The organism is Bradyrhizobium sp. CSS354 (assembly GCF_029051725.1).
Lineage (GTDB): Bacteria > Pseudomonadota > Alphaproteobacteria > Rhizobiales > Xanthobacteraceae > Bradyrhizobium.
The window spans coordinates 302460-329038 of the sequence record NZ_JAACFU010000007.1 but is presented as its reverse complement, the minus strand read 5'-3'; the positions used below and the strand labels follow the sequence as shown (position 1 = coordinate 329038).

The 26579-nt window shown below is 64.6% G+C and carries 21 protein-coding genes; 10 read left to right on the top strand and 11 right to left on the bottom strand.

Going from position 1 to position 26579, the window contains the following annotated elements; translation table 11 throughout:
• Positions 1–3: 3 nt before the first annotated feature.
• A complete protein-coding gene (locus GWG67_RS19860; RefSeq protein WP_275171015.1) occupies positions 4–894 on the bottom strand; it encodes a LysR substrate-binding domain-containing protein in 891 nt (296 codons plus the stop codon).
• Positions 895–981: 87 nt separating this feature from the next.
• Between GWG67_RS19860 and GWG67_RS19855 the strand changes: the two genes are divergently transcribed.
• Positions 982–1734 carry a sulfite exporter TauE/SafE family protein gene (locus GWG67_RS19855; protein ID WP_275171014.1) on the top strand — a complete coding sequence of 251 codons (753 nt, stop codon included), beginning with the start codon at positions 982–984 and terminating at the stop codon, positions 1732–1734.
• Between the two features lie 6 nt (positions 1735–1740).
• Here GWG67_RS19855 and GWG67_RS19850 read toward each other — a convergent pair whose 3' ends face one another.
• A complete protein-coding gene (locus tag GWG67_RS19850; RefSeq protein ID WP_275171013.1) occupies positions 1741–2373 on the bottom strand; it encodes a LysE family translocator in 633 nt (210 codons plus the stop codon).
• 244 nt (positions 2374–2617) lie between these two features.
• Here GWG67_RS19850 and GWG67_RS19845 point away from each other — a divergent pair, with 244 nt between their 5' ends.
• Positions 2618–4414: an adenylate/guanylate cyclase domain-containing protein gene (locus GWG67_RS19845; protein WP_275171012.1), complete on the top strand. Its 1797-nt coding sequence runs from the start codon at positions 2618–2620 to the stop codon at positions 4412–4414.
• A 175-nt stretch (positions 4415–4589) separates the two neighbouring features.
• Positions 4590–7355, top strand: coding sequence for a di-heme-cytochrome C peroxidase (locus GWG67_RS19840; protein ID WP_275171011.1), 2766 nt, complete (start codon positions 4590–4592; stop codon positions 7353–7355).
• A gap of 135 nt (positions 7356–7490) precedes the next feature.
• On the opposite strand, the gene GWG67_RS19835 is transcribed toward GWG67_RS19840, so the two are convergent.
• The gene (locus GWG67_RS19835) at positions 7491–8438 is read right to left on the bottom strand and encodes an alpha/beta fold hydrolase (RefSeq protein WP_007615136.1); all 948 of its coding nucleotides are present in this window, start codon (positions 8436–8438) and stop codon (positions 7491–7493) included.
• Between the two features lie 221 nt (positions 8439–8659).
• Between GWG67_RS19835 and GWG67_RS19830 the strand changes: the two genes are divergently transcribed.
• Positions 8660–9121, top strand: a complete 462-nt coding sequence (locus GWG67_RS19830) for an Hsp20 family protein (protein ID WP_007597127.1) — start codon at positions 8660–8662, stop codon at positions 9119–9121.
• Positions 9122–9439: 318 nt separating this feature from the next.
• Positions 9440–10210, top strand: a complete 771-nt coding sequence (locus GWG67_RS19825; RefSeq protein WP_275171010.1) for an alpha/beta fold hydrolase — start codon at positions 9440–9442, stop codon at positions 10208–10210.
• A gap of 240 nt (positions 10211–10450) precedes the next feature.
• On the opposite strand, the gene GWG67_RS19820 is transcribed toward GWG67_RS19825, so the two are convergent.
• Positions 10451–11200, bottom strand: a complete 750-nt coding sequence (locus GWG67_RS19820) for a hypothetical protein (protein ID WP_275171009.1) — start codon at positions 11198–11200, stop codon at positions 10451–10453.
• Between the two features lie 492 nt (positions 11201–11692).
• Here GWG67_RS19820 and gltB point away from each other — a divergent pair, with 492 nt between their 5' ends.
• Together gltB and GWG67_RS19810 are read left to right on the top strand one after the other, a co-directional pair.
• Entirely contained in the window at positions 11693–16426 is a 4734-nt protein-coding gene (gene gltB / locus GWG67_RS19815; RefSeq protein ID WP_275171008.1) for a glutamate synthase large subunit, read from the top strand.
• Between the two features lie 143 nt (positions 16427–16569).
• A complete protein-coding gene (locus GWG67_RS19810) occupies positions 16570–18021 on the top strand; it encodes a glutamate synthase subunit beta (protein ID WP_275171007.1) in 1452 nt (483 codons plus the stop codon).
• A 210-nt stretch (positions 18022–18231) separates the two neighbouring features.
• Here the strand turns inward: GWG67_RS19810 and GWG67_RS19805 are convergent, their stop codons facing one another.
• Positions 18232–20001 carry an outer membrane beta-barrel protein gene (locus tag GWG67_RS19805; protein WP_275171006.1) on the bottom strand — a complete coding sequence of 590 codons (1770 nt, stop codon included), beginning with the start codon at positions 19999–20001 and terminating at the stop codon, positions 18232–18234.
• Positions 20002–20192: 191 nt separating this feature from the next.
• Between GWG67_RS19805 and GWG67_RS19800 the strand changes: the two genes are divergently transcribed.
• Positions 20193–21200 carry an SIS domain-containing protein gene (locus GWG67_RS19800; RefSeq protein ID WP_275171005.1) on the top strand — a complete coding sequence of 336 codons (1008 nt, stop codon included), beginning with the start codon at positions 20193–20195 and terminating at the stop codon, positions 21198–21200.
• A 101-nt stretch (positions 21201–21301) separates the two neighbouring features.
• Here GWG67_RS19800 and GWG67_RS19795 read toward each other — a convergent pair whose 3' ends face one another.
• Positions 21302–21859 (bottom strand): carboxymuconolactone decarboxylase family protein, encoded by a 558-nt coding sequence (locus GWG67_RS19795; protein ID WP_275171004.1) that lies wholly within the window; start codon positions 21857–21859, stop codon positions 21302–21304.
• Positions 21860–21931: 72 nt separating this feature from the next.
• Between GWG67_RS19795 and GWG67_RS19790 the strand changes: the two genes are divergently transcribed.
• Entirely contained in the window at positions 21932–22270 is a 339-nt protein-coding gene (locus tag GWG67_RS19790) for a helix-turn-helix domain-containing protein (protein ID WP_275171003.1), read from the top strand.
• Between the two features lie 29 nt (positions 22271–22299).
• On the opposite strand, the gene GWG67_RS19785 is transcribed toward GWG67_RS19790, so the two are convergent.
• The 5 genes from GWG67_RS19785 to hemH form a co-directional block, all read right to left on the bottom strand.
• Entirely contained in the window at positions 22300–22743 is a 444-nt protein-coding gene (locus GWG67_RS19785; RefSeq protein WP_275171002.1) for an NfeD family protein, read from the bottom strand.
• A 15-nt stretch (positions 22744–22758) separates the two neighbouring features.
• Entirely contained in the window at positions 22759–23760 is a 1002-nt protein-coding gene (locus tag GWG67_RS19780) for an SPFH domain-containing protein (RefSeq protein ID WP_275171001.1), read from the bottom strand.
• Positions 23761–24034: 274 nt separating this feature from the next.
• Positions 24035–24805 carry an ABC transporter substrate-binding protein gene (locus tag GWG67_RS19775; RefSeq protein WP_275171000.1) on the bottom strand — a complete coding sequence of 257 codons (771 nt, stop codon included), beginning with the start codon at positions 24803–24805 and terminating at the stop codon, positions 24035–24037.
• The gene (locus tag GWG67_RS19770) at positions 24756–25007 is read right to left on the bottom strand and encodes a hypothetical protein (RefSeq protein WP_275170999.1); all 252 of its coding nucleotides are present in this window, start codon (positions 25005–25007) and stop codon (positions 24756–24758) included. The genes GWG67_RS19775 and GWG67_RS19770 overlap by 50 nt, the downstream gene beginning before the upstream one ends.
• Positions 25008–25032: 25 nt before the next feature.
• Positions 25033–26070 (bottom strand): ferrochelatase, encoded by a 1038-nt coding sequence (gene hemH, locus GWG67_RS19765; RefSeq protein WP_275170998.1) that lies wholly within the window; start codon positions 26068–26070, stop codon positions 25033–25035.
• Positions 26071–26150: 80 nt separating this feature from the next.
• Here hemH and GWG67_RS19760 point away from each other — a divergent pair, with 80 nt between their 5' ends.
• Positions 26151–26549, top strand: coding sequence for an MAPEG family protein (locus GWG67_RS19760; RefSeq protein ID WP_275170997.1), 399 nt, complete (start codon positions 26151–26153; stop codon positions 26547–26549).
• Positions 26550–26579: the final 30 nt, after the last annotated feature.

Sequence of the window (26579 nt, the reverse complement as noted above, 5' to 3'; positions counted from 1 at the left end):
AGCTCACACCGCCTCTGCCCGCAAATGCTCCACCAGCATCTTGGCCGGGCGCGGCAGCGTCTTGAAGCTTCGCGCGCAGATCACGAGTTTTCGGTTGGCCCAAATATCGCGCAGGCGGACCATGGCGAGCGGCATCAGTTTTGCGCAGCGGCGGGCCGCGGCTTCAGGCACCAGCGCGACACCGACATCGGCGGCGACCATCTGGCAGATCGCATCAAAATCGCGCAGGCGCGCGCGGTAATGCGGCCGCATGCCGAGCCGGGCGGCGTGCTTTGAAATATGAACCTGGAGCGCGGTGGCGCTGGTGAGCCCGACGAAGTCGCAAGCGCCCGCCTCCTGGAAATCGATCGCGCGGCGGCCGGCGAACGGGCCGCGCCTGGACGTCACCAGCGTCAGGCGATCCTCGCTGAAGGCGAAGCGCTCGATATGATCGGGCAGCGCGTGCTCGGCGGCGAATCCGAGATCGGCGGCACCGGCGGTGATCGCGGCCGCGATGTCGGTGCTTTCGCGCTCCTCGATGTCGATGGCGACGTCGCGGTGCTCGTGCAGGAAGCCGGCGAGCGCCTTCGGCAGATGCTCCGAAAGGCCGGAGGTATTGGCGAGGAAGTGCACGCTCGCGCGCACGCCACTGGCAAAGCCAGCGAGATCGCCGCGCATGGCGTCGATCTGGTGAATGACGAGACGGGCGTGATCGAGCAGGCTCTCGCCGGCCGAGGTCAACTCAACGCCGCGGCGCCCGCGCTTGAGCAGCGCGACGCCGAGCGCATCCTCCAGCCCTTTGATGCGCGCGCTGGCCGAGGCCAGGGCCAGATGCGACCGCTCCGCGCCGCGGGTGATACTGCGCTGGTCGGCGACCGCGATGAACAGTTGGAGGTCGACGAGGTCGAAGCGCATCGGATCCCTTCAGCCTTCGCTCCGAACGAAGGCTATCTCCGTAACCTACAGATTGTGCCGACGCGCGGCATCGGTCAATGTGCAGATATGATCGACCCGCTCCTCGTTCTCATCGCCGCCGTTTTCCTGCTCGCCGGATTCGTCAAGGGCGTGGTCGGGCTCGGCCTGCCGACGGTGTCCATGGGCCTGCTCGCGGTGAGCATGGCGCCCAGCCGCGCGATCGCCATCGTGATCGTGCCTGCCATCGTCACCAACATCTGGCAGACTTTCGTCGGCCCCCATTTGCGCGACATCCTGAGGCGGCTGTGGCCGCTGATGGTCGGCACCGTGATCGGGTGCTGGCTCAATGCCGGTGCGCTCACCGGCCCGCATGCGCGCTACGGCACGATCGTGCTCGGCGTACTCCTGGTCATCTACGCGATCATCGGGCTGAACAAATTCCAGTTTCACGTTGCGCCAAAGAACGAGAAATGGGTTGGCGGCGTGGTCGGCGTGGTCACCGGCGTGATCTCGGCCTCGACCGGCGTGCAGGTGATCCCCTCGATGCCGTTCATGCAGGCGATCGGCATGGAGAAGGACGAGCTGGTGCAGGCGCTCGGCGTGTTCTTCACGACAGCGACACTGGCGCTCGCCTTCAACCTCACCGCGGGCGGATTGCTGACGCCGGCCAATGCAGTGCCGGGCGCGGTCGGCATCGCTTGCGCGTTTGCCGGCATGTACATCGGCCAAACGGTGCGGGCGCGGATGCCGGCGGAAGCGTTTCGCCGCTGGTTCCTGATCGCCATGATCCTGCTCGGCCTCTATCTCGCCGGCAGCGCGCTGCTGAAGGAATTCGCGTGAAAGAATTTACCGCGTCTCCAGCATGGCGACGCGGATGCCGAGATAGATGAAGAGGCCGCCGAGGGCACGGTTGACCCAGGCGACCGCGCCTTCGGAGCTCCGCAAGCGGTGGGCGGCCTTTGCCGCGAACGCCGCCAGCACCAGGCACCACAGCGTTCCCGTGCAGATGAAGATCAGGCCGAGCGTCAGGAACGCGAGCGGCTTGTGCGCCGAGTCGGCTGCGACGAATTGCGGCAGGAAGGCCAAAAAGAACAGCGCGACCTTGGGATTGAGCGCGTTGGTGAACACGCCCTGGAGGAAAACCCGCCGCAGCGAGCTGTGCACCGGCTCGTCGATGGCTGAGGCCAGCACCGGGCGCGACCACAGCATCTGAAGCCCGGTCACGACGAGATAGGCCGCGCCGACCAGCTTCAGGATCGAGAACGCGGTCGACGAAGCCATCAGCAGGGCCGAAAGGCCGATCGCGGCGCCCGCGACGTGGAAAAAGCAGCCGCAACTGATGCCCAGCGCCGCCGCGGCGCCACCTCGCCAGCCCAGCTGCATGCTGCGGCCGATCACATAGACCGTATCTGGCCCCGGCGTGATGTTGAGCAGCACGCCCGACAGGACGAAAAGCCAGATTTCGTGAATGCCCAGCATGTGTGACGTGCCTCCGCCGCCCAATCGTCGCCCCCAGAGCTCGGCTTAGTGGGTTCGCTCGTCGCCGTCCACCGCCGGGATTGCCGAGGATTTACCTCGAATTTGCAATGCGGATCATACTTTCGCTCGGCCTCATCTGCTCTATAAGGAGTGCTTCTTGAATGCGGGGATTCGAGGCGACTGCCACGCCGTGGCCGGTCCTCGGTCTCTTCCAAGTCTCTTGCAAGTCTCTTGGAGCTCCGGAATGGAAAGACGTCTGGCTGCCATTGTCTGCGCCGATGTCGCCGGCTATTCGCGCATGATGGGCACCGACGAGGCCGGCACCCATGCCGCCTTCAAGGCCCATCGCAGCGCGATCCACCCCATCATCCTCAATCACGGCGGCCGCGTCGTCAAAAACACCGGCGACGGCTTCCTGCTGGAGTTCCCTTCGATCGTCGGCGCCACCGAGGCCGCGATCGCGATGCAGACGCTGATGGCGGAGCGCAATCACCATCTGCCCGCCGATCGCGCCATGCAGTTTCGCCTCGGCATCCATATGGGTGACGTCATCGCCGACGAGGACGAGGTCTTCGGTGACGATGTCAACATTGCCGTCCGCCTCGAAGCCGTGGCGAGCCCCGGCGGCTTCGCCATCTCGGCCAAGGCCTACAAGGAGGCCAGCAAGCATCTCACCGTGCCGCTGGTCGATGCCGGCAACCACCGCTTCAAGAACATCAAGGATCCGATCGGGGTCTGGACCTGGACGCCTGAGGGTGCACCGGCGCTTGCGCCCGCGCTGAGGGAGGCATCCGCCCTCTCGCAGCAGTATCGCACCGCGATCGTCGGCGTGCTGCCTTTCGCCAATCTCAGCGACGCACAGGACGAGTATTTCTCCGACGGCCTGACCGAGGATCTGATCCACGCGCTGTCGCTGCAATCCTTTTATCGCGTGCTTAGCCGCAACTCGACCTTCGTGTTCAAGGGCAACAACGTCAGCACCCGTCTGATCGCGCGGGAGATCGACGCTAGCTATCTGATCCAGGGTTCGGTGCGGCGTGCCGGAGCCAAGATCCGCGTCACCGCCGAGCTGATCGCGCCGGAGACCGGCGAGCAGCTCTGGACTGGCCGCTACGACCGCGACATCGGCGATCTCTTCGCGATGCAGGACGAGATCACCACCAACCTGTCCGCCGCCATCGCCACCGAGATCGTCCGGGCCGAGGCCTCGGCGCCGGCGCGGCTCTCGACCGACGTCACGGCCTGGGACCGCTTCCTCAAAGGGCTGTCGCACTATTATCGGCAAACCAAGGAAGACCTGGCCATCGCCGTCGACCTGTTCCGGGAGGCCATCAGGCTCGAGCCCAAGCTGTCGATTGCGCATGCCTATCTCGCCACGATCCAGATCCAGAGCATCCAGTTCGGCTGGGTCAAGGGCACGCGCGAGATGTGGGCCGAAGCGATGAAGCTTGCCGAAACCAGTGTCCGGCTCGACCCACGCTCGTCATTTGCGTTCTCGATTCTGTCCTGGACCCACGCGCTGGAGGGCCATTACGAGGCCGCGATGGACGCCGCCAAGCGCGCCGTCGCGCTCAACCCCTACGACAACGGCGCGCGCGGCGTGCTCGGCATCTGCCATTTCGCCATCGGCGAGCACCGCGAGGCGATCGAGCTGTTCTCGATGGCCGCACAGCGCGACAACAGCGATCCGCGCTACCAATGGGCCGCACTGAACGCCTTCAGCCATTATCTGCTGGGCCAATATGACGCGACCCTGTCATGGGCCCGGGAACAGCTCTACATCAACCCGAACCATTTGCAGGCGCTGGCGATCCGCGCCGCGGCGCTGGCGCAATTGGGGCGGGCCGACGAGGCGATCGAGGCGACCCGCGTGCTCATGGGTAACTACCCGACTCTCAATGTCGACCGCCATTTGCGCAATTTCCACTGGAAGCGGCCCGAGGACCTCGCCCATTACCGCGCCGGACTCTTGAATGCGGGCGTGCCGGTCGGCAAACTGACCCTGGTCTCGAGCGACGTCAAACGCGTCGCCGAATCCTGAGGGCCAGCCGCGGCCACGCGGCAATGTCCCCTCTGCCCTTATTGACACGACAGTGACTTCAGCCACACTCCACTACACGCTGAAGTAGTATAACGTGTTGTCGGTTTGTCAGGACTTTCCGCGCTCTATCGCCGCGTCTTTATTTCACGATTCGCCGTTTTCAGGATTTTGGGCCATGCATGACTCCGCTCCGAAGCCCCCCTTCGACCCCTCGATCCAGGTCTCGCCGAACAATCCCTGTCCATTCCTGCGCGGCCTCGTCGGCGAAGGGTTTGTTCACGGCGGAACCGTCCCGCTCGGCACGCTGTCGCAAACGATCGCGAATGCGAGCGGCGAGACCGGGCTGAAGAAGGTCTCGGCCCGCATCCAGGTTCGCGGCGTCGCGCTCATCGCCAACGGTCTCGGTCACATCCTGAAGAGCATATTTTCGGGCGCGCAGCTCGATGCGTTGCGTGGCGGCCCTCTCGACAAGCGCGGTGCCGGCTCGCGCGTCCTCGGCGTCGACGGCACGGTCGATGAGGACGAGCTTGCGCGGTTTGCGAGCTTCGGCCGGAACTACCAGGATCCGAACGGCGGCGGCTCCGAGCCCGGTCTCAACGCCTCGGAAATCGGCGTCTTCATGCGCGACAACCTCAAGCGCGCCGGCAGCGCCGCGCGCTGGTACTACCCCCTGCTGATGAAGTTCGAATGGCCGATCCTCCTGAAGATCGTGGGCAAGGGCGCGGGTGAGGACCGCTATCTCAGCGTGGCCGACGTGCGCACTCTGTTCAACGAGCGACAATTCCCTGCTCGCATCAACCAGCGGCTCGAATCTCAGCCGGTGCTGTCGACCTGCCAGCGCGTGGTGCGGGGCGCGCTCAAGGTTACGGCCCTGCTCGTCGCCCTCGGTCTTGCCTTGCTCGTTGCGGTCGCCGAATTCCCCGACCAGGTGCGCGCCATGCTACCGCAAAAGGGAATTCTCGTGAATCTCCTGCCGCCCCCTTTGCCCACGGCCCCTGAGACGAAAGCGGCCTATTGGCTCGAGCAAAACTGGTCGCTGAAGGACAGGCACTGGTTTCACCATGCCAGCCAGGGCACCGCGACCTTCCCGGTGCCCTATGAATGGTTCATGGCCCTGGAGCAGCCGCGCCTGCATCTGTTCTCGCGGCCGGGCATGATGACGGACAGCGCCTATCTCGAGCGCTTCGGGTTCATCCCGAGCCCGCAGTCGATCCAGACCGATGCGACGTCACTACGCCGCTTCGGTTACGCCAATGTCTACGAGACGACGCAGGTGCCGGACTGGTCGACCAGGTGGACGCCGGCGGAGAACGTCGACGGCCTGCCGGTCGGCTTCGCACGGATGACCGGTGTCAGCGATCCCGCGACGGGCCGGCGCGAAGAGGACAAGATCGGGCTGACCTGCGCGGCCTGCCATACCGGCCAGATCCACTACCAGGGCGTGGACGTGCGTTTCGACGGCGGCCCGGCCATGACCGACCTGAAGAAGCTCGAGCTCTCCACCGGCCTGTCGATCGCCTACACGCTTTACGTGCCGTTCCGCTTCCAGCGCTTCGCCGATCGCGTGCTCGGCCCCGATGCCAGCAAGGCTGACCGCGCCGCGCTCAAGCAGAAGCTCAGCGCGATCGGCAACTTCCTGATCGACTGGGCGCAAACCCAGCAAAAGACGATTGAAGGCAAGAAGACCTGGAACGGCAGGCAGCAGAGTGACACCGAGGAAGGGTTCGGTCGCCTCGACGCTCTCAATCGCATCGGCAATCAGGTGTTTTCGCAGGATCTCGCGCTGAGCGGGATCAAGGGATTCGAGAAGAACCTGCACGCCCAGGACGCCCCGGTCAGCTATCCCCCGATCTGGACCGTGCCCTGGTTCAAGTTCGCCCAGTACGACGCCTCGATCGAGCAGCCGCTGATCCGCAACGCCGGCGAAGCCCTCGGCGTGACAGCGCTGCTCAACCTGTCCGACGCCTATCCGGAGGACAGGCTGTGGCGCTCCTCGGTCCATATCAACACGCTCGGCTGGATCGAGGACATGCTCAGGGGGCCAGATCCGTTCACGACGGCAGATCCCTCCACCGGTCCGAAGTTCGGCGGCCTGCTTGCGCCGAAATGGCCCTCGCAGATCCTTGGCGACAATTGGAGGCTCGATCAGAAGAAGGTCGACAATGGCCGCAAGATTTACGCCGAAATGTGTTCAGGCTGCCATCTGCCGGCGATCGACACTCCGGCTTTCTGGTCGTCGAGACATTGGGAGCCGAGCGGCGACAGCAAGGTGCTGAACGCGGTGACGATCCCCCTCGACGAGATCAAGACGGATCCCGAACAGTCGCTCGTGCTCAGCAACAGGATCGTCGATGTGCCCGGCTTCCTCAAGGTGGATACGGCCGACCTCCAGAAATGGTGGCAATGCGACGTCTCGACCGCGAGCTCGCCGACCGAGATGGTGTATGCGCTCGGACTCATGACTGTGGTGGATCTCGTCGCCCGCAAATGGATGGACGACGAGAAGACTCCGGACGCCGAGCGGGCGAAATTGTGGAATCTCGCGCGCAAGAACTGCCTCAATCCGGTGGGGGGAGCGCGCTATCGGGCACGGCCGCTGAACGGCATTTGGGCAACGGCGCCCTATCTGCACAACGGTTCGGTGCCGTCTCTCTACTGGCTGCTGAAGCCTGCAAGCGAGCGCCCGCAAAAATTCTGCATGGGCCGCCGCGACTATGATCCCGTGACCGTCGGCTTTGCGGTCACCGCCGACGAGAAGTGCAAGACGGGTGAAACCGAGTTTTCAGCAGGGTCGGAGAAGGATCCAATCCAAGGCAACAGCGTGCTCGGCCATTCCTTCGAACGCAAGCCGGGCGAGGAAAAACGTCCGGGCGTGATCGGTCGCGTGTTCAAGGACGATAACGAGCGCTACGATCTGATCGAGTATCTGAAGACGCTGTAGTGGGTGATGCTACTTCCTCGTCATGGCCGGGCTTGTCCCGGCCATCCGCGATCTTCGTCACGGCGCGAAGAACGTGGATGCCCGGGACAAGCCCGGGCATGACGGCGTGTGGTCGCAGGGAAGCATCGCTCCCCCTCACTTGAACAGCGGCGTGCCCGGTACGAAGGCGTCGAAGGCTGCCCAGAATTGGGAACGGTAGCGGTCCTGCTCCTGGAGAATCTCGTGCTTGGCGCCGGCGATCACGAGATGGGAGCCGGCGCGTAAATGATAGGCGAACTCCTCGATCGCTGCGATCGAGACTACGGTGTCGCTGGAGGCCGCCAGCATCAGGATCGGCTGACGGATCTCGGACGGGTAGTTTTTGCCCCTGAAAGTGTGCATCGCGCGGAAGGCGGTATCGGCCCAGGCGATCGTCGGTGACGCGAGCCCGAGGGTCGGATCCTCCTCCAGAATCGCGGCATTGCGCGCATAGCGCACGGGATCGCTGGTCAGCGGATTGTTGATGAAGGGATTGAGCCCGGTGATCTGGTCGCTGCCGCCGGGGACATAGCGGCCGCCCATCCCCAACACCCGCATCGTCTTCAGCAGAGCCCGCGCCGGAAACGAGGTGGCGCGGCCGGGCAGGTCGATCATCGGCGCAGACAGCACCATACGGTCGAACCAGCGCTTGCCCGCATGCGCCACCCGCAACATCACCGTGCCGCCCATGGAGTGGGCGAGCGCGAAGAAAGGCGGCGGGCAATCCGGCAGCACCACCTGCTGCACGAAGGTCTCGACGTCGATCTCGAAATCGGCGAAGTCGCGAACATAGCCCTTGCGCGGATCGCGCAGGCGGCGCGAGGAGTGGCCCTGCCCGCGCCAGTCGATCATCGCCACCGCAAAGCCGCGGTCGCGCAAATCGCGCACGGTCTCGAAATACTTTTCAATCTGCTCACTGCGTCCGGTGAAGACGCAGACGGTGCCCTTGCGGTTCGCCGGCGGCGCCCAGCGCGCAAAGCGCAGCTCGACGCCATCAGGGGTTTTGATGGTGCCGCTGACGACGTCTTCGGGAACGGGATTGGATGGTATCGAAACCAGCGTCATGATGGGGAAGGCTTGGGCACGAAGTGCTGCAAATCAGGGGGCGGGAGCGCCGAAAAGGCTAAGTATCCGCCCTCTTGAACGCCGTTCTCCTCAACCCATATCACCTTGGTGCAGGCCGCTACCAGTGTTTCGGAACCGGAACATCAGGCTGCACACAGACGAAAGCCCGGCCCGATTGGCGGGCGGATTACTCAAACAGTCGCTCAACGGAGGACTTGACCATGCGTACCTACGACCTGACCCCCTTCTACCGTTCCACCGTCGGCTTCGACCGCCTCTTCAACCTGCTCGACCAGGCCGGTTCGGACGGCAGCCCCGGTTATCCCCCCTACAATATCGAGCGCACCGGCGAGAACGACTACCGCATCACCGTTGCGGTTTCGGGCTTTGCCAAGGATGAGCTCTCCATCGTCGCGAAGGAAAACACGCTGACGATCAAGGGCGAGAAAGTCGCCAACGAGAACTCGAAGGCCGAAGTGCTGTACCGCGGCATCGCCGCGCGTGCCTTCGAGCGCGCCTTCCAGCTTGCCGACTTCGTGCAAGTGAAGAACGCCTCGCTCGAGAACGGGCTGCTTCACGTCGACCTCGTCCGTGAGATTCCCGAAGCTAAGAAGCCGCGCCAGATCGCGATCAACACCGGTGCGCAAGGCGCGCAGGTGATCGAGAACTCGGTAGCCGCGTAAATCACGGACGTCACTTCCAGGTTGCGAAAACGCCCCGGTGCCCCGGGGCGTTTTTTTGTTTTGTTCGGCTCTCCTCGTCCCCGCGAAACCAGGAAAATCCTACCGCGAGACCGAGAATCGTGCGCGGAGGGAATACCGAACGAGGGATCCGCCATACCTTCCCTGCGATGATGGTCTCGGCCTTTGCCAGGACGTCAGCGATTGTTGGACTGCGTTGCTGGAGTGTTCCGCCGCATCACAGAGCGGTGAATTGGCGTAACGCCGTCGCCCCGCGCGTCGTCCTTTGGCTATCGAACCAAAAACAGACGGAGAACGATCATGACTTTCTGGCGCAGCTTTTTCGTCGCCGCGAGCCTGCTGGCGGCCCCTCTCAGCCTCGCTCATGCGCAGACGCCGCAGACCGTAAAGGCCAAGAACGTCGTGCTGGTGCACGGCGCCTGGGCCGACGGCTCGAGCTGGTCGGAAGTGATCCCGATCCTCCAGGCCGCAGGGCTCAACGTAACTGCCGTGCAAAATCCGCTGTCGTCGCTTGCGGATTCCGTCGAAGCCACCAAGCGCGTGCTGGCCGAACAGGACGGTCCGACCGTGCTGGTCGCGCATTCCTGGGGCGGCACCGTGATCAGCCAGGTCGGCATCGACTCGAAGGTTACCGGCCTCGTCTATGTCGCCGCACGTGCGCCCGATGCCAACGAGGATTTCGTCGCGCTGTCGAAGCAATTCCCGACCGGCCCCGTGCGTGCCGGCATCGTCGAGCGCGACGGTTACACAAAACTCTCGGAAGACGCCTTCCTGAAGTATTTCGCCAATGGCGTGAAGCCGGAGCAGGCCAAGGAGCTCTACGCCGTGCAATGGCCGACCGCCGCCTCGATCTTCGCCGGTCGCACCACCGAGGCGGCATGGCACTCCAAGCCGAGCTGGTACGCTGTGTCGAAGAACGACTACACCATCAATCCCGATCTCGAACGCTTCCTCGCCAAGCGCATGAACGCAACCACGATCGAGCTCGAAGCCGGCCACCTCTCGCTGGTGTCACACCCGAAGGAGGTGGCGAATTTGATCCTGGAAGCGGCAGGGTACGGCCGGAGTTGAGCGGCGCTTGTCATGGTGCAAAGGCGCCTAAGTGCTCAGGCGCCTTTTGTTTTGCTCCGCTCTCTCCCCAATGTCGTCCTGGCGAAGGCCAGGACCCATTACCCCAAGGGGATGTTTGGCGAAGATTAGTCATCCGGTACTCACACCACGCACAATCGACAGACCTCGCAGTATGGGTCCTGGCTTTCGCCAGGACGACACCGTTGGTGTGATGCGGGCCATTGCATCAAACGCCCACGTTTAGTCCAGCCCCTGCGCTGCCGGCATGTCCTGTGTCGGCAGGATCGTTGGAGCAGGTTTGGCCAGACCGACGGTTGGAGCAATGACCTGCGGCGCGGCCTCGGCGGGCTTTGCCGGCACGACTGCCACGGTCTGCGTGGCAGGTTGAGCCTGCGCTGCCTGCGCCGTCGCAGGCTCGGCCGGCTTCGCCGCGGCGACCGGCGCCTCGCGCGGCGGGGCGGCCTTCGGCAGCGGGACGGTGCGGCTGGCGACATGCGGGATCGGGGCCGGTGGGCGAGGCGGACCACTGCGGACCATGGTCGGCGGCGGCAGCGCGCTTTGCTGGCGGTAAGGTGCAACCGCAGGCTGCTCGTAGCCCGGCGCCATGCCGTAAGCGTCAACAGCTGGCATGAAGCGCAAAATCCTTCCGTCGCGGGCATCGATCACCAGCCGGCCGTCCTCGCCACGGCGGTCGATCACCGCGATGGTGTAGACGCTGCCGCGCAGGCGCGGGATGCCCAGCGGAGAAAAGCCATTTTCGCGCAGCACCGCGTAGACCTCGGTCGATGGCAGCAGCACCGGGGCCGGCCCGCGTTCTTCGTAGCCATAGCTATAGCGCGGCGGCGGGGGCGGCGCGGCCTCCGGCGACGCATACGGCCCGTCGAAATCCGAGACCGCGATCATCGCCCCTCGCGCTGGAACCTGCGCTTGAGCCGTGGTCGCGGCCAGCGCCAGCGTTGCGGCGGCCACACATCCTGTGAAAAACTTCATGGTCGAGACGCTCCTGTCAGGCCCCCGGATGGATCGCCCTCTTTCGCTTCTTGCGGCGTGGCGCGCCTTCCAAAGGGTTGATCCGAAGCTTCATTGGGGATTCCGGCGTCGGCGGGGCCGGATCAGGGCGCGTTTGCTTCAAAACCGGGGCCGCGCAACTTCTGGAAAGCGATTGATCGAGATATGGGGAATCGGGACTTGCGCGCGCTTGTGTGATAGACAAAAATTTGGCAAGGTGATGATTAGGACAGGAAGACTGTCTCAATTTTGCTTGCGGTTCCGGCATAGGGATTGCAACGAAAATCGGTGCTTTCGAGCGCCAAGAAGGCAACAGGCAAAGCCGTTCTCGGGGACGAAGAACGCCTTGGCCTGAATTTAAGAAAATGCGGCTCGCGAGCGGACGAGCGGTGACCCAGAAGCGGGTGCCGCGGGACGCCCAAGGTGCGCCGAAGGTGGCGGTGAGGCAGCTTGCCGCATGGAGAGGACGAGGACATGAACGGGTCGCAAATCGAGCGCGGAAACATCGTGGCAGAGCAACTGTCGGCGACGGTCGCCTCGAAAACGACCGATCCGATTCAGGAACACAATTCACGCCCCCCGGCCGTAGGTCTTTATGATCCGAGCCTGGAGAAGGATTCCTGCGGCGTCGGCTTCATCGCCAACATCAAGGGCCAGAAGTCCCACGAGATCGTCGCGGACGCACTGAGCATCCTCTGCAACCTCGAGCACCGCGGCGCCGTCGGCGCCGACCCGCGCGCGGGTGACGGCGCCGGCATTCTGGTGCAGATCCCGCATGCTTTCTTCAGCCGCAAGGCGAAGGAGCTCGGCTTCGCGCTGCCTAATCCCGGCGAATACGCCATCGGCGCGCTGTTCATGCCGCGCGACACCGCCTGGCGCAACGTCATCAAGAGCATCATCGCCGATCAGATCAAGGAAGAGGGCCTGACCCTGCTCGGCTGGCGCGACGTGCCGACCGACAATTCCTCGCTCGGCGTCACCGTGAAGCCGACCGAGCCCGCCTGCATGCAGGTGTTCATCGGCCGCAACGGCACCGCCAAGACCGAGGACGATTTCGAGCGCCGGCTCTACATCCTGCGCAAGTCGATCTCGCAAGCGATCTATCAGCGCCGCGACCGCGGCCTCGCCGGCTATTATCCGTGCTCGATGTCCTGCCGCACCGTGATCTACAAGGGCATGTTCCTCGCCGATCAGCTCGGCAAGTATTATCCCGATTTGCACGAGGCGGATTTCGAGAGCGCGCTGGCGCTCGTTCACCAGCGCTTCTCGACCAACACCTTCCCGGCGTGGTCGCTGGCGCATCCCTACCGCATGATCGCGCATAACGGCGAGATCAACACGCTGCGCGGCAACGTCAACTGGATGGCGGCGCGCCAGGCCTCGGTGAGCTCCGAGCTGTACGGCAAGGACATCAACCGGCTCTGGCCGATCTCCTACGAAGGCCAGTCGGACACCGCCTGCTTCGACAACGCGCTCGAATTCCTGGTGCAGGGCGGCTACTCGCTGCCGCACGCGGTCATGATGATGATTCCAGAGGCGTGGGCCGGCAATCCCTTGATGGATGAGAAGCGCCGCGCCTTCTACGAATATCATGCAGCCCTGATGGAGCCGTGGGACGGCCCCGCCGCGATCGCCTTCACCGACGGCCGCCAGATCGGTGCCACGCTCGACCGCAACGGCCTTCGTCCCGCGCGCTATCTCGTCACCAAGGACGACCGCATCGTGATGGCGTCCGAGATGGGCGTGCTGACAATTCCCGAGGACCAGATCATCACCAAGTGGCGCTTGCAGCCCGGCAAGATGCTGCTGGTCGACCTTGAGCAGGGCCGCCTCATCCCCGACGACGAGATCAAGGCCGAGCTCGCCAGGAGCCATCCCTACACCGAGTGGCTGGAGCGGACCCAGATCGTGCTCGAAGAGCTGCCGAAGGTGCCGACCACCGGCGTGCGCTCCAACCTGTCGCTGCTCGATCGCCAGCAGGCGTTCGGCTACAGCCAGGAAGACATCACCATCCTGATGACGCCGATGGCCTCCACCGGCGAGGAAGCCGCAGGCTCGATGGGCAACGACACGCCGATCTCGGCGCTGTCGGCCAAGGCCAAGCCGCTGTTCACCTACTTCAAGCAGAACTTCGCACAGGTCACCAATCCGCCGATCGACCCGATCCGCGAGGAGCTGGTGATGAGCCTCGTCTCCATTATCGGACCGCGGCCGAACCTGTTCGACCTGCAAGGCCTCGCCACCACCAAGCGCCTCGAAGCGCGCCAGCCGATCCTGACCGACGCGGACCTCGAAAAAATCCGCTCGATCTCAGACGTCGCCGAGTCGCACTTCAAGTCGCGCACGCTGGACACCACCTTCCACGCCGGCCTCGGCGCGGCCGGCATGGACCAGGTGCTGGACGAGCTCTGCGCGCGCGCCGAGAGCGCGGTGCGCGAGGGCGTCAATATCATCATCCTGTCCGACCGCATGGTCGGCACCGACCGGGTTCCGATCCCGTCGCTGCTGGCGTGCGCCGCCGTGCATCATCATTTGATCCGTACGGGATTGCGCACCTCGGTCGGCCTCGTCGTCGAGTCTGGCGAGCCGCGGGAAGTGCATCACTTCGCCTGCCTGGCCGGCTACGGCGCGGAAGCGATCAATCCGTATCTGGCGTTCGAAACCATCATCGCGATGAAGGACCGCCTGCCCGGCTCGCTCGACGATTACGAGATCGTCAAGCGCTACATCAAGTCCATCGGCAAGGGCCTGCTCAAGGTGATGTCCAAGATGGGCATCTCGACCTACCAGTCCTATTGCGGCGCGCAGATCTTTGACGCCATCGGTCTCAAGGCGGAATTCGTCGGAAAATTCTTCGCCGGCACGCATACCCGCGTCGAGGGCGTCGGTCTTGGCGAGATTGCCGAAGAGGCGGTGCGCCGTCATGCCGACGCGTTCGGCGAGGCTCTCGTTTACAAGACCTCGCTCGATGTCGGCGGCGAATACGCCTATCGCAGCCGCGGCGAGGACCATGCATGGACCGCCGAGTCGGTGGGGCTGCTCCAGCACGCCGCGCGCGGCAATTCGCTGGAACGCTACCGTGCTTTCGCGAAGATCCTCAACGAGCAGTCGGAGCGTCTCCTGACGCTGCGCGGCCTGTTCCGGATCAAGAACGCGGACGAGGAGAAGCGCAAGCCGGTGCCGCTCGACCAGGTCGAGCCGGCCAAGGACATCGTCAAGCGTTTCGCCACCGGCGCGATGAGCTTCGGCTCGATCTCGCGCGAGGCGCACACCACGCTCGCGATTGCCATGAACCGGATCGGCGGCAAGTCGAACACCGGCGAAGGCGGCGAGGAAGCCGACCGCTTCAAGCCGATGCCGAACGGCGACAGCATGCGCTCGGCGATCAAGCAGGTCGCCTCCGGCCGCTTCGGCGTCACCACCGAGTATCTCGTCAACTCCGACATGATGCAGATCAAGATGGCGCAGGGTGCCAAGCCCGGCGAAGGCGGCCAGCTGCCCGGCCACAAGGTCGACGCCACCATTGCCAAGGTGCGTCACTCCACGCCCGGCGTCGGCCTGATCTCGCCGCCGCCGCACCACGACATCTACTCGATCGAGGATCTGGCGCAGCTCATCTACGACCTCAAGAACGTCAACCCGGACGGCGCGGTCTCGGTCAAGCTGGTCTCCGAGATCGGGGTCGGCACGGTGGCCGCGGGCGTCGCCAAGGCGCGCGCCGACCATGTCACCATCGCGGGCTTCGAGGGCGGCACCGGCGCTTCGCCGCTGACCTCGATCAAGCACGCGGGGTCACCGTGGGAGATCGGTCTCGCCGAAACTCACCAGACGCTGGTGCGCGAGCGGCTGCGCAGCCGCATCGTGGTCCAGGTCGACGGCGGCTTCCGCACCGGCCGTGACGTCGTGATCGGCGCGCTGCTCGGCGCCGACGAGTTCGGCTTCGCCACTGCGCCGCTGATCGCGGCCGGCTGCATCATGATGCGCAAGTGCCATCTCAACACCTGCCCGGTCGGCGTCGCGACCCAGGACCCGGTCCTGCGCAAGCGCTTCACCGGCCAGCCCGAGCATGTGATCAACTACTTCTTCTTCGTCGCCGAGGAGGTCCGCGAGATCATGGCCTCGCTCGGCTTCCGCAGCTTCAACGAGATGATCGGCCAGGTGCAGCTGCTCGACCAGACCAAGCTGGTCGCGCACTGGAAGGCCAAGGGCCTCGACTTCTCGAAGCTGTTCGTCAAGCAGAAGGAAGAGAAGGGCCAGAAGATCTATCACTCCGAGCGCCAGAACCATCATCTGGAAGCCGTGCTCGACCGTACGCTGATCGAGCAGGCGACGCCTGCGCTCGACCGCGGTGCGCCGGTGAAGATCGAGGCCAAGATCAACAGCACCAACCGCTCCGCGGGCGCGATGCTGTCGGGTGCGGTCGCCAAGATCTACGGCCATGCCGGCCTGCCGCATGAGACCATCCATGTCAGCCTCAAGGGCACTGCCGGCCAGGCTTTCGGCGCCTGGCTGGCGCAAGGCGTCACCTTCGAGCTCGAAGGCGAAGCCAACGACTATGTCGGCAAGGGCCTCTCGGGCGGCAAGATCATCGTCAAGCCGCCGGCCAACAGCGGCATCGTGCCGGAAGAGAGCATCATCGTCGGCAACACCGTGATGTATGGCGCCATTCAAGGCGAGTGCTACTTCCGCGGCATCGCCGGCGAGCGTTTCGCCGTGCGCAATTCCGGCGCCGTGGCGGTGGTCGAGGGCGCGGGCGACCATTGCTGCGAATACATGACCGGCGGCATCGTGGTCGTGCTCGGCAAGACCGGGCGCAACTTCGCGGCCGGCATGTCCGGCGGTATCGCGTATGTGCTGGACGAGACCGGCGACTTCGACAGGCTGTGCAACATGGCGATGGTTGAGCTCGAGCCGGTGCTGTCGGAGGAGCTGATCAACGCCGGCACCTATCACCACTCCGGTGACCTCGAGGCCCACGGCCGGGTCGACGTGTTCAAGGACCTGCTCGCCTCCGACGTCGAGCGGCTCCACGTCCTGATTACGCGCCATGCCAAAGCGACCGGCTCCAGGCGCGCCGCCGACATCCTGGCCAACTGGAAGGACTGGCTGCCCAAATTCCGCAAGGTGATGCCGGTCGAGTACCGGCGCGCGCTGCGCGAGATGGCCGCCAACGCGGACGCCGAGCCGAAAATCGCGATCGGGGCGTAGGACATCAGCGCCCGTCATTGCGATCGCAGCGAAGCAATCCAGACTTTCTACTCGGAAGCAGACTGGATTGCTTCGTCGCAAGAGCTCCTCGCAATGACGGTGAGGAAACAACAAACGATTAGACGGCAGGGACTTCGGGTTTAATGGGCAAGATCACGGGTTTTCTCGAAATCGAACGGCATGACCGCAAGTACACCCCGGTCGCCGAGCGCGTGAAGCATTTCCACGAGTTCGTCGTTCCCCTCTCCGAGAAGGAAACGCGCGACCAGGCCGCGCGCTGCATGAACTGCGGCATTCCCTATTGCCACGGCACCGGCTCGGTCTCGCCCGGCACGCCCGGCTGCCCGGTCAACAACCAGATCCCGGACTGGAACGACCTCGTCTATCAGGGCAACTGGGAAGAAGCCTCGCGCAATCTGCACTCGACCAACAATTTCCCGGAGTTCACGGGGCGCATCTGTCCGGCGCCGTGTGAAGCCTCCTGCACGCTCAACATCGACGACAACCCCGTCACCATCAAGACCATCGAATGCGCGATCGTCGACCGCGCCTGGGACAATGGCTGGCTGAAGCCGGAAGTGGCGGCCGTGAAGACCGGTAAGAAGGTCGCGGTGATCGGTTCGGGTCCGGCCGGCATGGCCTGCGCGCAGCAGCTCGCGCGCGCCGGCCACGATGTGCATCTGTTCGAGAAGTTCGCCAAGGCCGGCGGCCTGCTGCGCTATGGCATTCCCGACTTCAAGATGGAAAAGAACGTCATCGACCGCCGGGTCACGCAGATGGAAGGCGAAGGCGTCACCTTCCACTACAACAGCCATGTCGGCGCCGACGGCAATGTCGATCCGCGCGAGATGCTCAACGAGTACGACGCCGTGGCGCTGACCGGCGGCGCCGAAGCCCCGCGCGACCTGCCGATCCCCGGCCGCGACCTCGCCGGCATCCACTACGCCATGGACTTCCTGCCGCAGCAGAACCGCCGCGTGTCCGAGGAATCGTTGAACGGCGTCCAGGAGATCCTGGCCGGCGGCAAGCATGTCGTCGTCATCGGCGGCGGCGACACCGGATCCGACTGCATCGGCACCTCGCTGCGCCAGGGCGCGCTCTCCGTGACCCAGCTCGAGATCATGCCCGCACCGCCGGAGCACGAGAACAAGGGCCTGACCTGGCCGAACTGGCCGCTCAAGATGCGGACGTCCTCCAGCCAGGCCGAAGGCGCGGTCCGCGAATTCGCCGTGCTGACGCAGAAGTTCACGGGCGAGAACGGCCAAGTCAAGAAGCTGCATTGCGTGCGCGTCGACGACAAGTTCAAGCCGATCGCCGGCACCGAGTTCGAGCTCGACGCCGACCTCGTCCTGCTCGCGATGGGCTTCGTCCACCCCGTGCACGAGGGCCTGCTCAAGATGCTCGCGGTCGAGCTCGACCCCCGCGGCAACGTCAAGGCCAACACGCTCGACTACCAGACCTCGCGTCCGAACGTGTTCACCGCCGGCGACATGCGCCGTGGGCAATCGCTGGTCGTCTGGGCCATCCGCGAGGGCCGGCTGTGCGCCCGGTCGATCGATACGTTCCTGATGGGGAAGACGGATCTGCCGCGCTGAGTTGGCGGGAGGCGCGGCGGCTTAAGGCAGACAAACAATTCGCTGTCGTCCTGGCCAAAGCCAGGACGCATACCGCGTGATCCCTCTGGTTGACCGGTCGCAATACTAAACGACGAGTCTTCGCCAAACTACTCCCTGGGGTGATGGGTCCTGGCTTTCGCCAGGACGACACCTCGGTCTTGGCTTCGCCAATCGCAACGACCATGCGCGCTAATTCTGCAACCTCACCCCGACCATCACCACCGTGCCCTGCGAGCTTGACCCCGGCTGGTTCGAATCCAGGATGTCATGGCGCAGCGTGCCCTTGATCCAGATGTTGCGATTGAGCTTGTAGATCAGATTGCTTTCGAACGAGTAGGTCTTGTCGTTGCGATTCTGGCCCTGATAGTCGTAGGTGCCGTAGGTGAACTTGCCCACTGCCGTGAGCCAGCGGCGGAAGTCGTGATCGACTTCGATCCCGTAGGTGTGCACCAGCACGCCGGAGGAGCCGGGAATGGTGGTCTCGGCGATCTGCGTGTCGGTAGCGAATTTCACCGTGGTGAGGCCGCTTGCACTCCAGATCAGCGAGCCCGACGTGAGGAAGGCCGCGAGCTGGCTCAGGCGCGGGTCGACATAGTTGCGCGCGGAATAGCCGACCGAGACCTCGCCGATGAGAATGCGCGAGAACTCGAAGGACGTGCCGACCTTGGCATAGCCGCCGTTCGAATCGCGGAAATAGCCGTTGCGGTCGGCGGCCCGGTCGTGCACGCGAGTGTCGCCCTGGATCTCGACGAACGGCTTCAGGCCCGGCTTGAGATCGTAGGAGAACCGTCCGACGCCGCCATACTGGTTGAAGTCGCGATCGTCGTTGCTGAAGGTCGATCCGTCGGTCAGCTTTGAGTTGGTATAGGCAGTGCGGTCCACGGTGGCGCCGGCCGCGACCTGGAAGCGGTTGAAGCTCTGGTCGAAGCCGACGGTCGTGCCATAGGCGGCGTAAACAGGATATTTTTGCAGGCCGGCCTGCACGTTCGGGCTGCCGGGATTGTCGGTGGCGAGCCGCAGGCGCAGCTGCGTGGTCAGCTTGAGATCGCGATTGACGTCGATGCGGCCGTCGACATGGCCGGTGAAGTCGGGGCGGTCAACCTCGACCGGCGAAGGCGAGGCAAAGCCGTCGATCGTCGCCGGCATGTTGTTGGTGTAGCCGGAGAACGAGCCGCGCAGATCCGCGACCAGTGCGTGGCGCTCCCAGTCGGACGCCACGAGCAGATCGGGCGCGACGACATAGGCCGGCGAGCCGACTGGCTTGTTTAGGCGCGCCGGGTTGGTGTCGTAGCCGGTGGAGAGCTCGAGCCCGCCCTTGATCAGGAAGCTGCCGGCATAGTCGCCGACCGCGCCGAACGCATCCTCGTCGAGCTTGAGGCGGCGGCGCAGCGGCTGGCCGGGCACGTTGCCGGCCAGCGCCGGCGGCACCGGCGCTTTGTTTGCGGAGGCGGACGGCGGCGGCGCGATCTTCGGCGGGCCGAGCGTGGATGGGGCCGGCGTTGTAGTCGGTGCCCGCGAGCCGGGACCGGCAGGGCGCTTCGGCTTGGGCTGACCCGGATAGAGCTTCGGCTGCTGCCGCTTTCGGTTCAGCGAGTCGTAGCCGGAGCTGCTCGCACCATTGGCGGCAGGCAGGCCATAGGTCGGGACCTGGCCGGTCGGGTTCTGGTTGGTCGGGTTTTGGCCAGGGCGCGCCGGCGTCTGCTGGCGCTTGCGCAACTCGGCGTTGGGATCGGGCAGCGCCGGCAGCGCATCCGACGGCGCCTGCGGCACGCCCGCGGTGCGGCGCGTCGGCAGCGTGTCGGGCGAGGCGAAGCCACCCCGGTTGGGACTGAACAGGTCGGGGGTGAGGCTCTGGGCCGCCACGGGGGCGCTTCCAAGGACCGTCAGCGCAAAGCACGGCAAAGCCGCGCGCAGGAAATGCGCGCGTTTGCTCCGGCTCCTGCCTGGAGACGACCCCACGATGGAAGAACTCCAACGAAATCAAACACTTTCGCGATTATCCCCACCGATCGGCGGGAACCATCGTTAATGGAGTTAAAACAATTATGGTTAACGACCGGTTGAGGGTCGGGCCGCCCTCGTCGCATGCAAGACCGTGGCGTGCTAAGCAGGCACCAACGGGCGAACGCCCCTCCTCCCTGGACCAGAACATGCCGAGTTCGAAACCGCTGATGACCCAATCATCCGGCCCCATTCCCGACAGCGTCGAATCCGCACTCCGCACGCTGGAAACGGAGAGCGGCGGCATCAACGCGCTCGCTGCCGCCCTGCGCGGCCCGCTTGGCGCGAGCTTCGCCCAGGCGGTCGATCTGATCCGCAACGCGAAGGGCCGCGTCATCGTCACCGGGCTCGGCAAGTCGGGTCATATGGGCCGTAAGATCGCGGCGACGCTGGCCTCGACCGGCACGCCCGCCTTCTTCGTCCACACCGCCGAAGCCGCCCATGGCGATCTCGGCATGATCACCACCGATGACGTCATCATGGCGCTGTCCTGGTCCGGCGAGCAGCCGGAGATGAAGACCCTCGTGAACTATTCCGCAAGGTTCGCCATCCCCATGATTGCGGTGACGTCGAACGCGGCGTCCTCGCTGGGACAAGCGGCCGATATCGTCCTCGAGCTGCCAAAGGCGCGCGAGGCCTGCCCGCACAATCTGGCCCCGACCACCTCGACGATGATGCAGGTCGCGATCGGCGATGCCATCGCGATCGCGCTGCTCGAGGGCCGCGGTTTCACCGCGCTGGAGTTCGCGCATTTCCACCCCGGCGGCAAGCTAGGGGCGATGCTGAAATTCGTCCGCGACTACATGCGCACCGGTGCGGAGATCCCCGTCAAGCCGCTCGGCACCAAGATGTCGGACGCGGTGATGGAGATGTCGGCCAAGGGCCTCGGCTGCGTCTGCATCGTCAACGATGCGGCCGAGGCTGTCGGCATCATCACCGACGGTGACCTGCGCCGCCACATGCGACCGGACCTGCTGACGGCGTCGGTCGACGACGTCATGACCAGGCAGCCGAAGACAGTGCCGCCCTCGATGCTCGCCACCGAGATGATCGAGGTGCTCAACACCCGCAAGATCACGACGCTGGTCGTGACCGAGGCGGACAAGGTGGTCGGTATCGTGCATCTGCACGATCTGCTGCGGGCGGGCGTGGCGTAGCGCGTCCCTTTCTCTTTCGTCATTGCGAGCGCAGCGAAGCAATCCAGACTGCCTCTGCGGAAAGATTCTGGATTGCTTCGCTACGCTCGCAATGACGGCGGTTAGAGCGGCGCCGGAAACCGCGCCGCCGTCTCCTCCAGCGGCAATCTCAGCCCGTTCGCCAGGTAGGAGACCGTGCGGTAGAAGCCGCACAGCAGCATAATCTCCAGGATCTGCGCCTCGTCGTAATGCGCCGACAGCGCGGCGAACTCGGCGTCGTCAAACGTCGCACGGTGATGCAGCGCGTCGACGGCGGCGATCAGCGCCTGCTCGGCCGGGGACCAGCACGGCGACGTCGCATCGCCCTGCACGGTGGCCCGCACCTCCGGCTCGCTGAGCCCCGCCGGCACGGCAAAGATCGCGACGTGCACGCCCCATTCATATTCGCATTTGTTCAGCGCGCAGGTGCGGTCGATGACGATCTCGCGCTGGCGCAACGACAGCGGGCCGGGATCAAGCAGGCCGCCGGCGCGAAACTTGTTCCAGGCGCGGGTATGGCCCGCCATTACCCGGAACAGCAGCAGCGGCGGCGCACCGCGCATGATGCGGTCGAACTGCGCCTGAATCTCCGGGGGATAAGGCGGGGTGAGCGGGGCAATGCGCGGCGGGGCCTGGGACATTGGCCGTCTCCTTTGCTACATTTATTGTAGCAACACGCTACATTATTTGTAGCAGTGTGCAAGAGGGCCACGATGACGAAACAGACCTCCCCCAGATCGCGCAACGTCCGTGGCTCGCGCTCCGGGCGACCGATCATGGCGCTGCTCGACATCCTGGGGCGACGCTGGAGCCTGCGAATCCTGTGGGAATTGCGCGACGCCCCCCTCACCTCGCGTGCATTGCGAACCGCCTGCGACGAGGCCTCGCCGACGGTGCTGCAGGCGCGGTTGGACGATTTGCGCGAGGCCGGATTCGTGGAACTCGGCGAAGCCAGCGGTTACGGGCTGACGGCGCTCGGGCGAGAATTGTGCGAGACGTTCATGCCGCTGCACCGGTTTGCGGAGAGGTGGCGCAGCAAGAGCGGCGCGTAAGTCTGGCGATGCCGTCCCGGCAAGCTCGTCTACGCCGCCGCAACCGTCAGATTCGCACCGTCCACCTGCACCACCTTCACACGCGTGCCCGCCGGCGTATCCGGACCAGCGACGCGCCAGACCGTGTCGCCGATACGCATGGTGCCGTTGCCGTCGACGATCGGCTTCTCCAGCGTGAACTCGCGGCCGAGCAGCGCATCCGCGCGCTTGTTGAGGAATGGGCTCGCGCTCGCATCAGACTTCGGAAGGGCGAGGCGGCGCCACACCGGCACCGCGGCGGCAGCGAAGATCGCGAACATCACGAGCTGGATCTGCCAGGATATCGCTACTCCGAACGAGATCAGCCCGACCAGCAACGCGGCGAGCCCGAGCCAGAACAGGAAGATTCCCGGCGCCAGCACCTCCAGCGCCATCAGGACGAAGCCGAAGATCAGCCAGTTCCAGGTGCCGAGCGATACGAACATGTCGGTCATGACACGACCTCTTTCTTACCCCTGCCGCGGCGGCACCGCCGGCGGCGGGCTGCCGGTCGTCGGCACCGGCCCGCGACGAGCGGCGACTGCGGCGGATGCCGCACTCTCGCCGAACGTCGCCTTGGCGATCTCGCCGATGCCGGCGAGCGAGCCCAGCATGCTCATCGCTTCGACCGGAAGCATGATGACCTTCTGGTTCGGCGACTCAGCCAGTTGCCCGAACGCCTTGATATATTTGTCGGCGATAAAATAGTTCAGCGCCGCGACGTCGCCCTTGGAGATCGCTTCGCTGACCATCTGCGTCGCCTTGGCCTCGGCTTCCGCCGACCGCTCGCGTGCTTCGGCGTCGCGGAAAGCGGCCTCGCGGCGACCTTCCGCCTGGAGGATCTGGCCCTGCTTGGCACCCTCGGCGCGCAGGATCTCGGACTGGCGTGCACCTTCAGCCTGAAGGATGTCGGCGCGCTTGACGCGCTCGGCCTTCATCTGTCGGCCCATGGCTTCGACGAGGTCTGCCGGCGGGACTATGTCCTTGATCTCGATACGATTGACCTTGAGGCCCCAGGGCGAGACGGCGGCATCGACCACACGCAGCAGGCGCTCGTTGATTTCGTCACGGTGCGACAACACCTGATCGAGATCCATCGAGCCCATCACCGAACGGATGTTGGTCATGGTCAGAACGGTGACGGCCTGGGTCAGGTTGGAGACTTCGTAGCTCGCCTTGGCGGCGTCGAACACCTGAAAGAAGGCGACGCCGTCGACCGTCACGGTGGCGTTGTCCTTGGTGATCACCTCCTGCTCGGGAATGTCGATCACCTGCTCCATCATGTTGATCTTGCGTCCGACGCGATCGAAATAGGGCACGATCAGATTGAGCCCGGGGCTCAGGGTCTGGGTGTATTTGCCGAACCGCTCGATGGTCCAGTCATAGCCCTGCGGCACCGTTTTCACACCGGCCACCAACGTGACGATGACGAGCAAAACCAGCACAATCGCGAAAATGTCGAAACCGCTCATATTTCCTCCAAGGCGGGAAAGATTGTCGGGAAAAGACCCTTTTCCGCGCTGTCATTGGTCGGGATCACGACCCCAAGGGTTCAGTAAAGCGTTCAGTAAAGGATTCAGTGTTCAGCGGTCGTGGATGATTTCGGCATCGGCAGGATTCTACACAAGACGCCGGGATAAGGAATGGTCGCGATTATGTATTTGCGACGCGCTCTTGAAAGCGTGCCGGCGCAGACCTAGCGACAACGTTAACGAATCCGTCCATGCCGGCGGTCGCAGCCAAATCCTACTCGATGACCTCGTTCGCGGTTGCGAGCAGGCTTGGCGGAAGCGTGACGCCGATCGCCTTGGCCGTCTTCAAGTTGATCGCCAGCTCGAACGTGGTCGGATTCTGGACCGGCAAGTCGGCCGCCCGCGCACCCTTCAGAATGCGATCGATATAGGAGGCGGCGCGGCGGAGCTGCTCGGCGCTGTCGGTGCTGTAGGACATCAAGCCACCCTCGTCGACGAAGGTGCGGCTCCAGAACACTGCCGGCACACGCGCTTCGTTGATGGCCGCCAGGAGAAGCGCACGGTTGGACATGGTGAAGAAGTCCGGCAGCACCAGCAGGCCGCCGTCTTTCCGCGAAGCCAGGGCGACGATCGAGGCCGTGTCATGCACCGGCGCGGACTCCACCGTCACATCGAGCGCGCGGCCAGCGTCCTCAATCGTACCCAGCATCAGGGGCGCGAACGGCGCGGTGGCGGGATTGTAGACCACGAACACACGGGACGGTCTTGGCGTGACCTGCGTCAGCATCTCCAGCCATTTGCCGGCCAGCGGGCCGTCGTAATCGGTGAAGCCGGTGACATTGCCGCCGGGATGAGCGAGATTCTGGACAAAGCCCTGGCTGACAGGATCGGTGACGACGGCGAAAACGATCGGGATCGTCGTCGTGCGCCGGCGCAGCTCTTCCACCGAGGGCGTGCCGACCGCGAGCAGGATGTCGGGCTTGAGAGCGATCAGCTCATCGGCGAATTGCGCGATCCGTGCGCGGTCGCCGCCGCCGTTGCCCAATCGATCTTGAGTTGTCGCGCTCCTTCCAGCCATGACCGGCAAGCGCTTGGACCAGGACCGCGCTACGGGTCTGCCCGATCGCATCGTCGGCCGCAGTGACCGAGAGCACGCCGAGCCGGCGCGTCGCATTCGTTTGCGCCAGCACCGAGGCCGGCAGCGCCGCGGTCACCCCAAGAAGCGCCAGAACCTCGCGGCGGTTCATGGGGCGCTCCTCAGATCCAGGCTCACTAGATCCAGCCCTGGAGCTCGCGCAGCACCAGCGTTCGGATCACGTTCATGCCGGGGTCGCTGTCGTTGAGGCAGGGGATCGCGGAAAACTGCTCGCCGCCATTGTGCTCGAAGATCTCGGCATTCTCCTGCGCGATCTCCTCCAGCGTCTCGAGGCAGTCGGCGGAAAACCCCGGCGTGATCACCGCGATGCGGCGCACGCCCTCTTTCGCCAGACGCTCCATGGTCTTGTCGGTGTAGGGCTGCAGCCACTCGTCGAATCCGAAGCGCGACTGGAAGGTCAGCAGCAGTTTCGTCTCGTCCATGCCGAGCCGGCGCCGCAGCGCCTCGGTGGTCGCGACGCACTGGCTCTGATACGGGTCCCCCTTGTCGACATAGGCCTTCGGCATGCCGTGGAAGGAGGCGACGATCAGCTCCGGTTTGAACGGCAGGTTCGCCAGATGCGTCTCGATCGAGGCGGCGAGCGCCTCGATATAGGTTTCGTCCTCGTAATAAGGGGGCGTCACCCGCAGCGTCGGCTGCGCGCGCAGCCGCGCAAACACGCGAAACACCTCGTCGCAGACGGTGGCCGACGTCGCGGCGGAATATTGCGGATAGAGGGGTACAGCAAGGATGCGATCGCAGCCCTTCGCGATCAGGGCATCGATGCCCGACTTCATCGAAGGATTACCATAGCGCATCGCCCATTCCACCGTGACCTGGTCGCGGTCCGACAGCATGGCTCCGAGCTTGTCGCTCTGCGAGCGCGTGATGGTCTTGAGCGGCGACTCGTTCTTCTCGGTGTTCCAGATCTTGAGATAGTCGCGCGCCTTGGCACGGGGGCGGGTGCGCAGGATGATGCCGTTCAGCACCACCTTCCAGATCAAGCCCTGATTCTCGATGACGCGGGCGTCCGAGAGGAATTCCTTTAAATAGACCCGCACGCCGCGCGCGTCGGCGGTATCGGGCGTGCCGAGATTGACCAGGAGCACGCCGACGCGCGAGGGGGCGGGCTGCGTGGCCGGCATCGCGGTCTGGGTGGGGGCGATTGTCATCATGATCCGTTGCGTCGCGCGTTGTTCCGAACTTGTCAAGATTGGGCCGGTTTCGCTAGGGTCCGTGCGCAGGGGGAAGAACCATGACGCTGGCGGAATGGTGCGTTTTCGGGGCGCTGCTGCTCTATCTCTTAACGATCGTCTCGATCAAATGGATCAGATTTCGTGGGTTCGACAATTCGCGGCCGCGCGATCCCGCCTTCTTCGAGGACGCCATCGCGCAGCGCGCGCTCGGCGCGCACCAGAACGGCATCGAGACCTTTCCGTTCTTCGCCTTCGCGGTGCTTCTTGCCGAATACAGGGAGTCGCCGCAGCGCCTGATCGACGAGCTGGCGGTGCTGTTCCTGATCGTACGGATCGCCTATGTGCTGACCTATCTCGGCAACCGCCCGACGTTGCGCTCGATCCTCTGGAGCATCGGCTTTGCGATCAATCTCGGGATCTTCTTCATGCCGGCGTTGAAGCAGTTCTTGCCGGTGTGAGTTCGTGAAACCGTAGCCCGGATGGAGCGA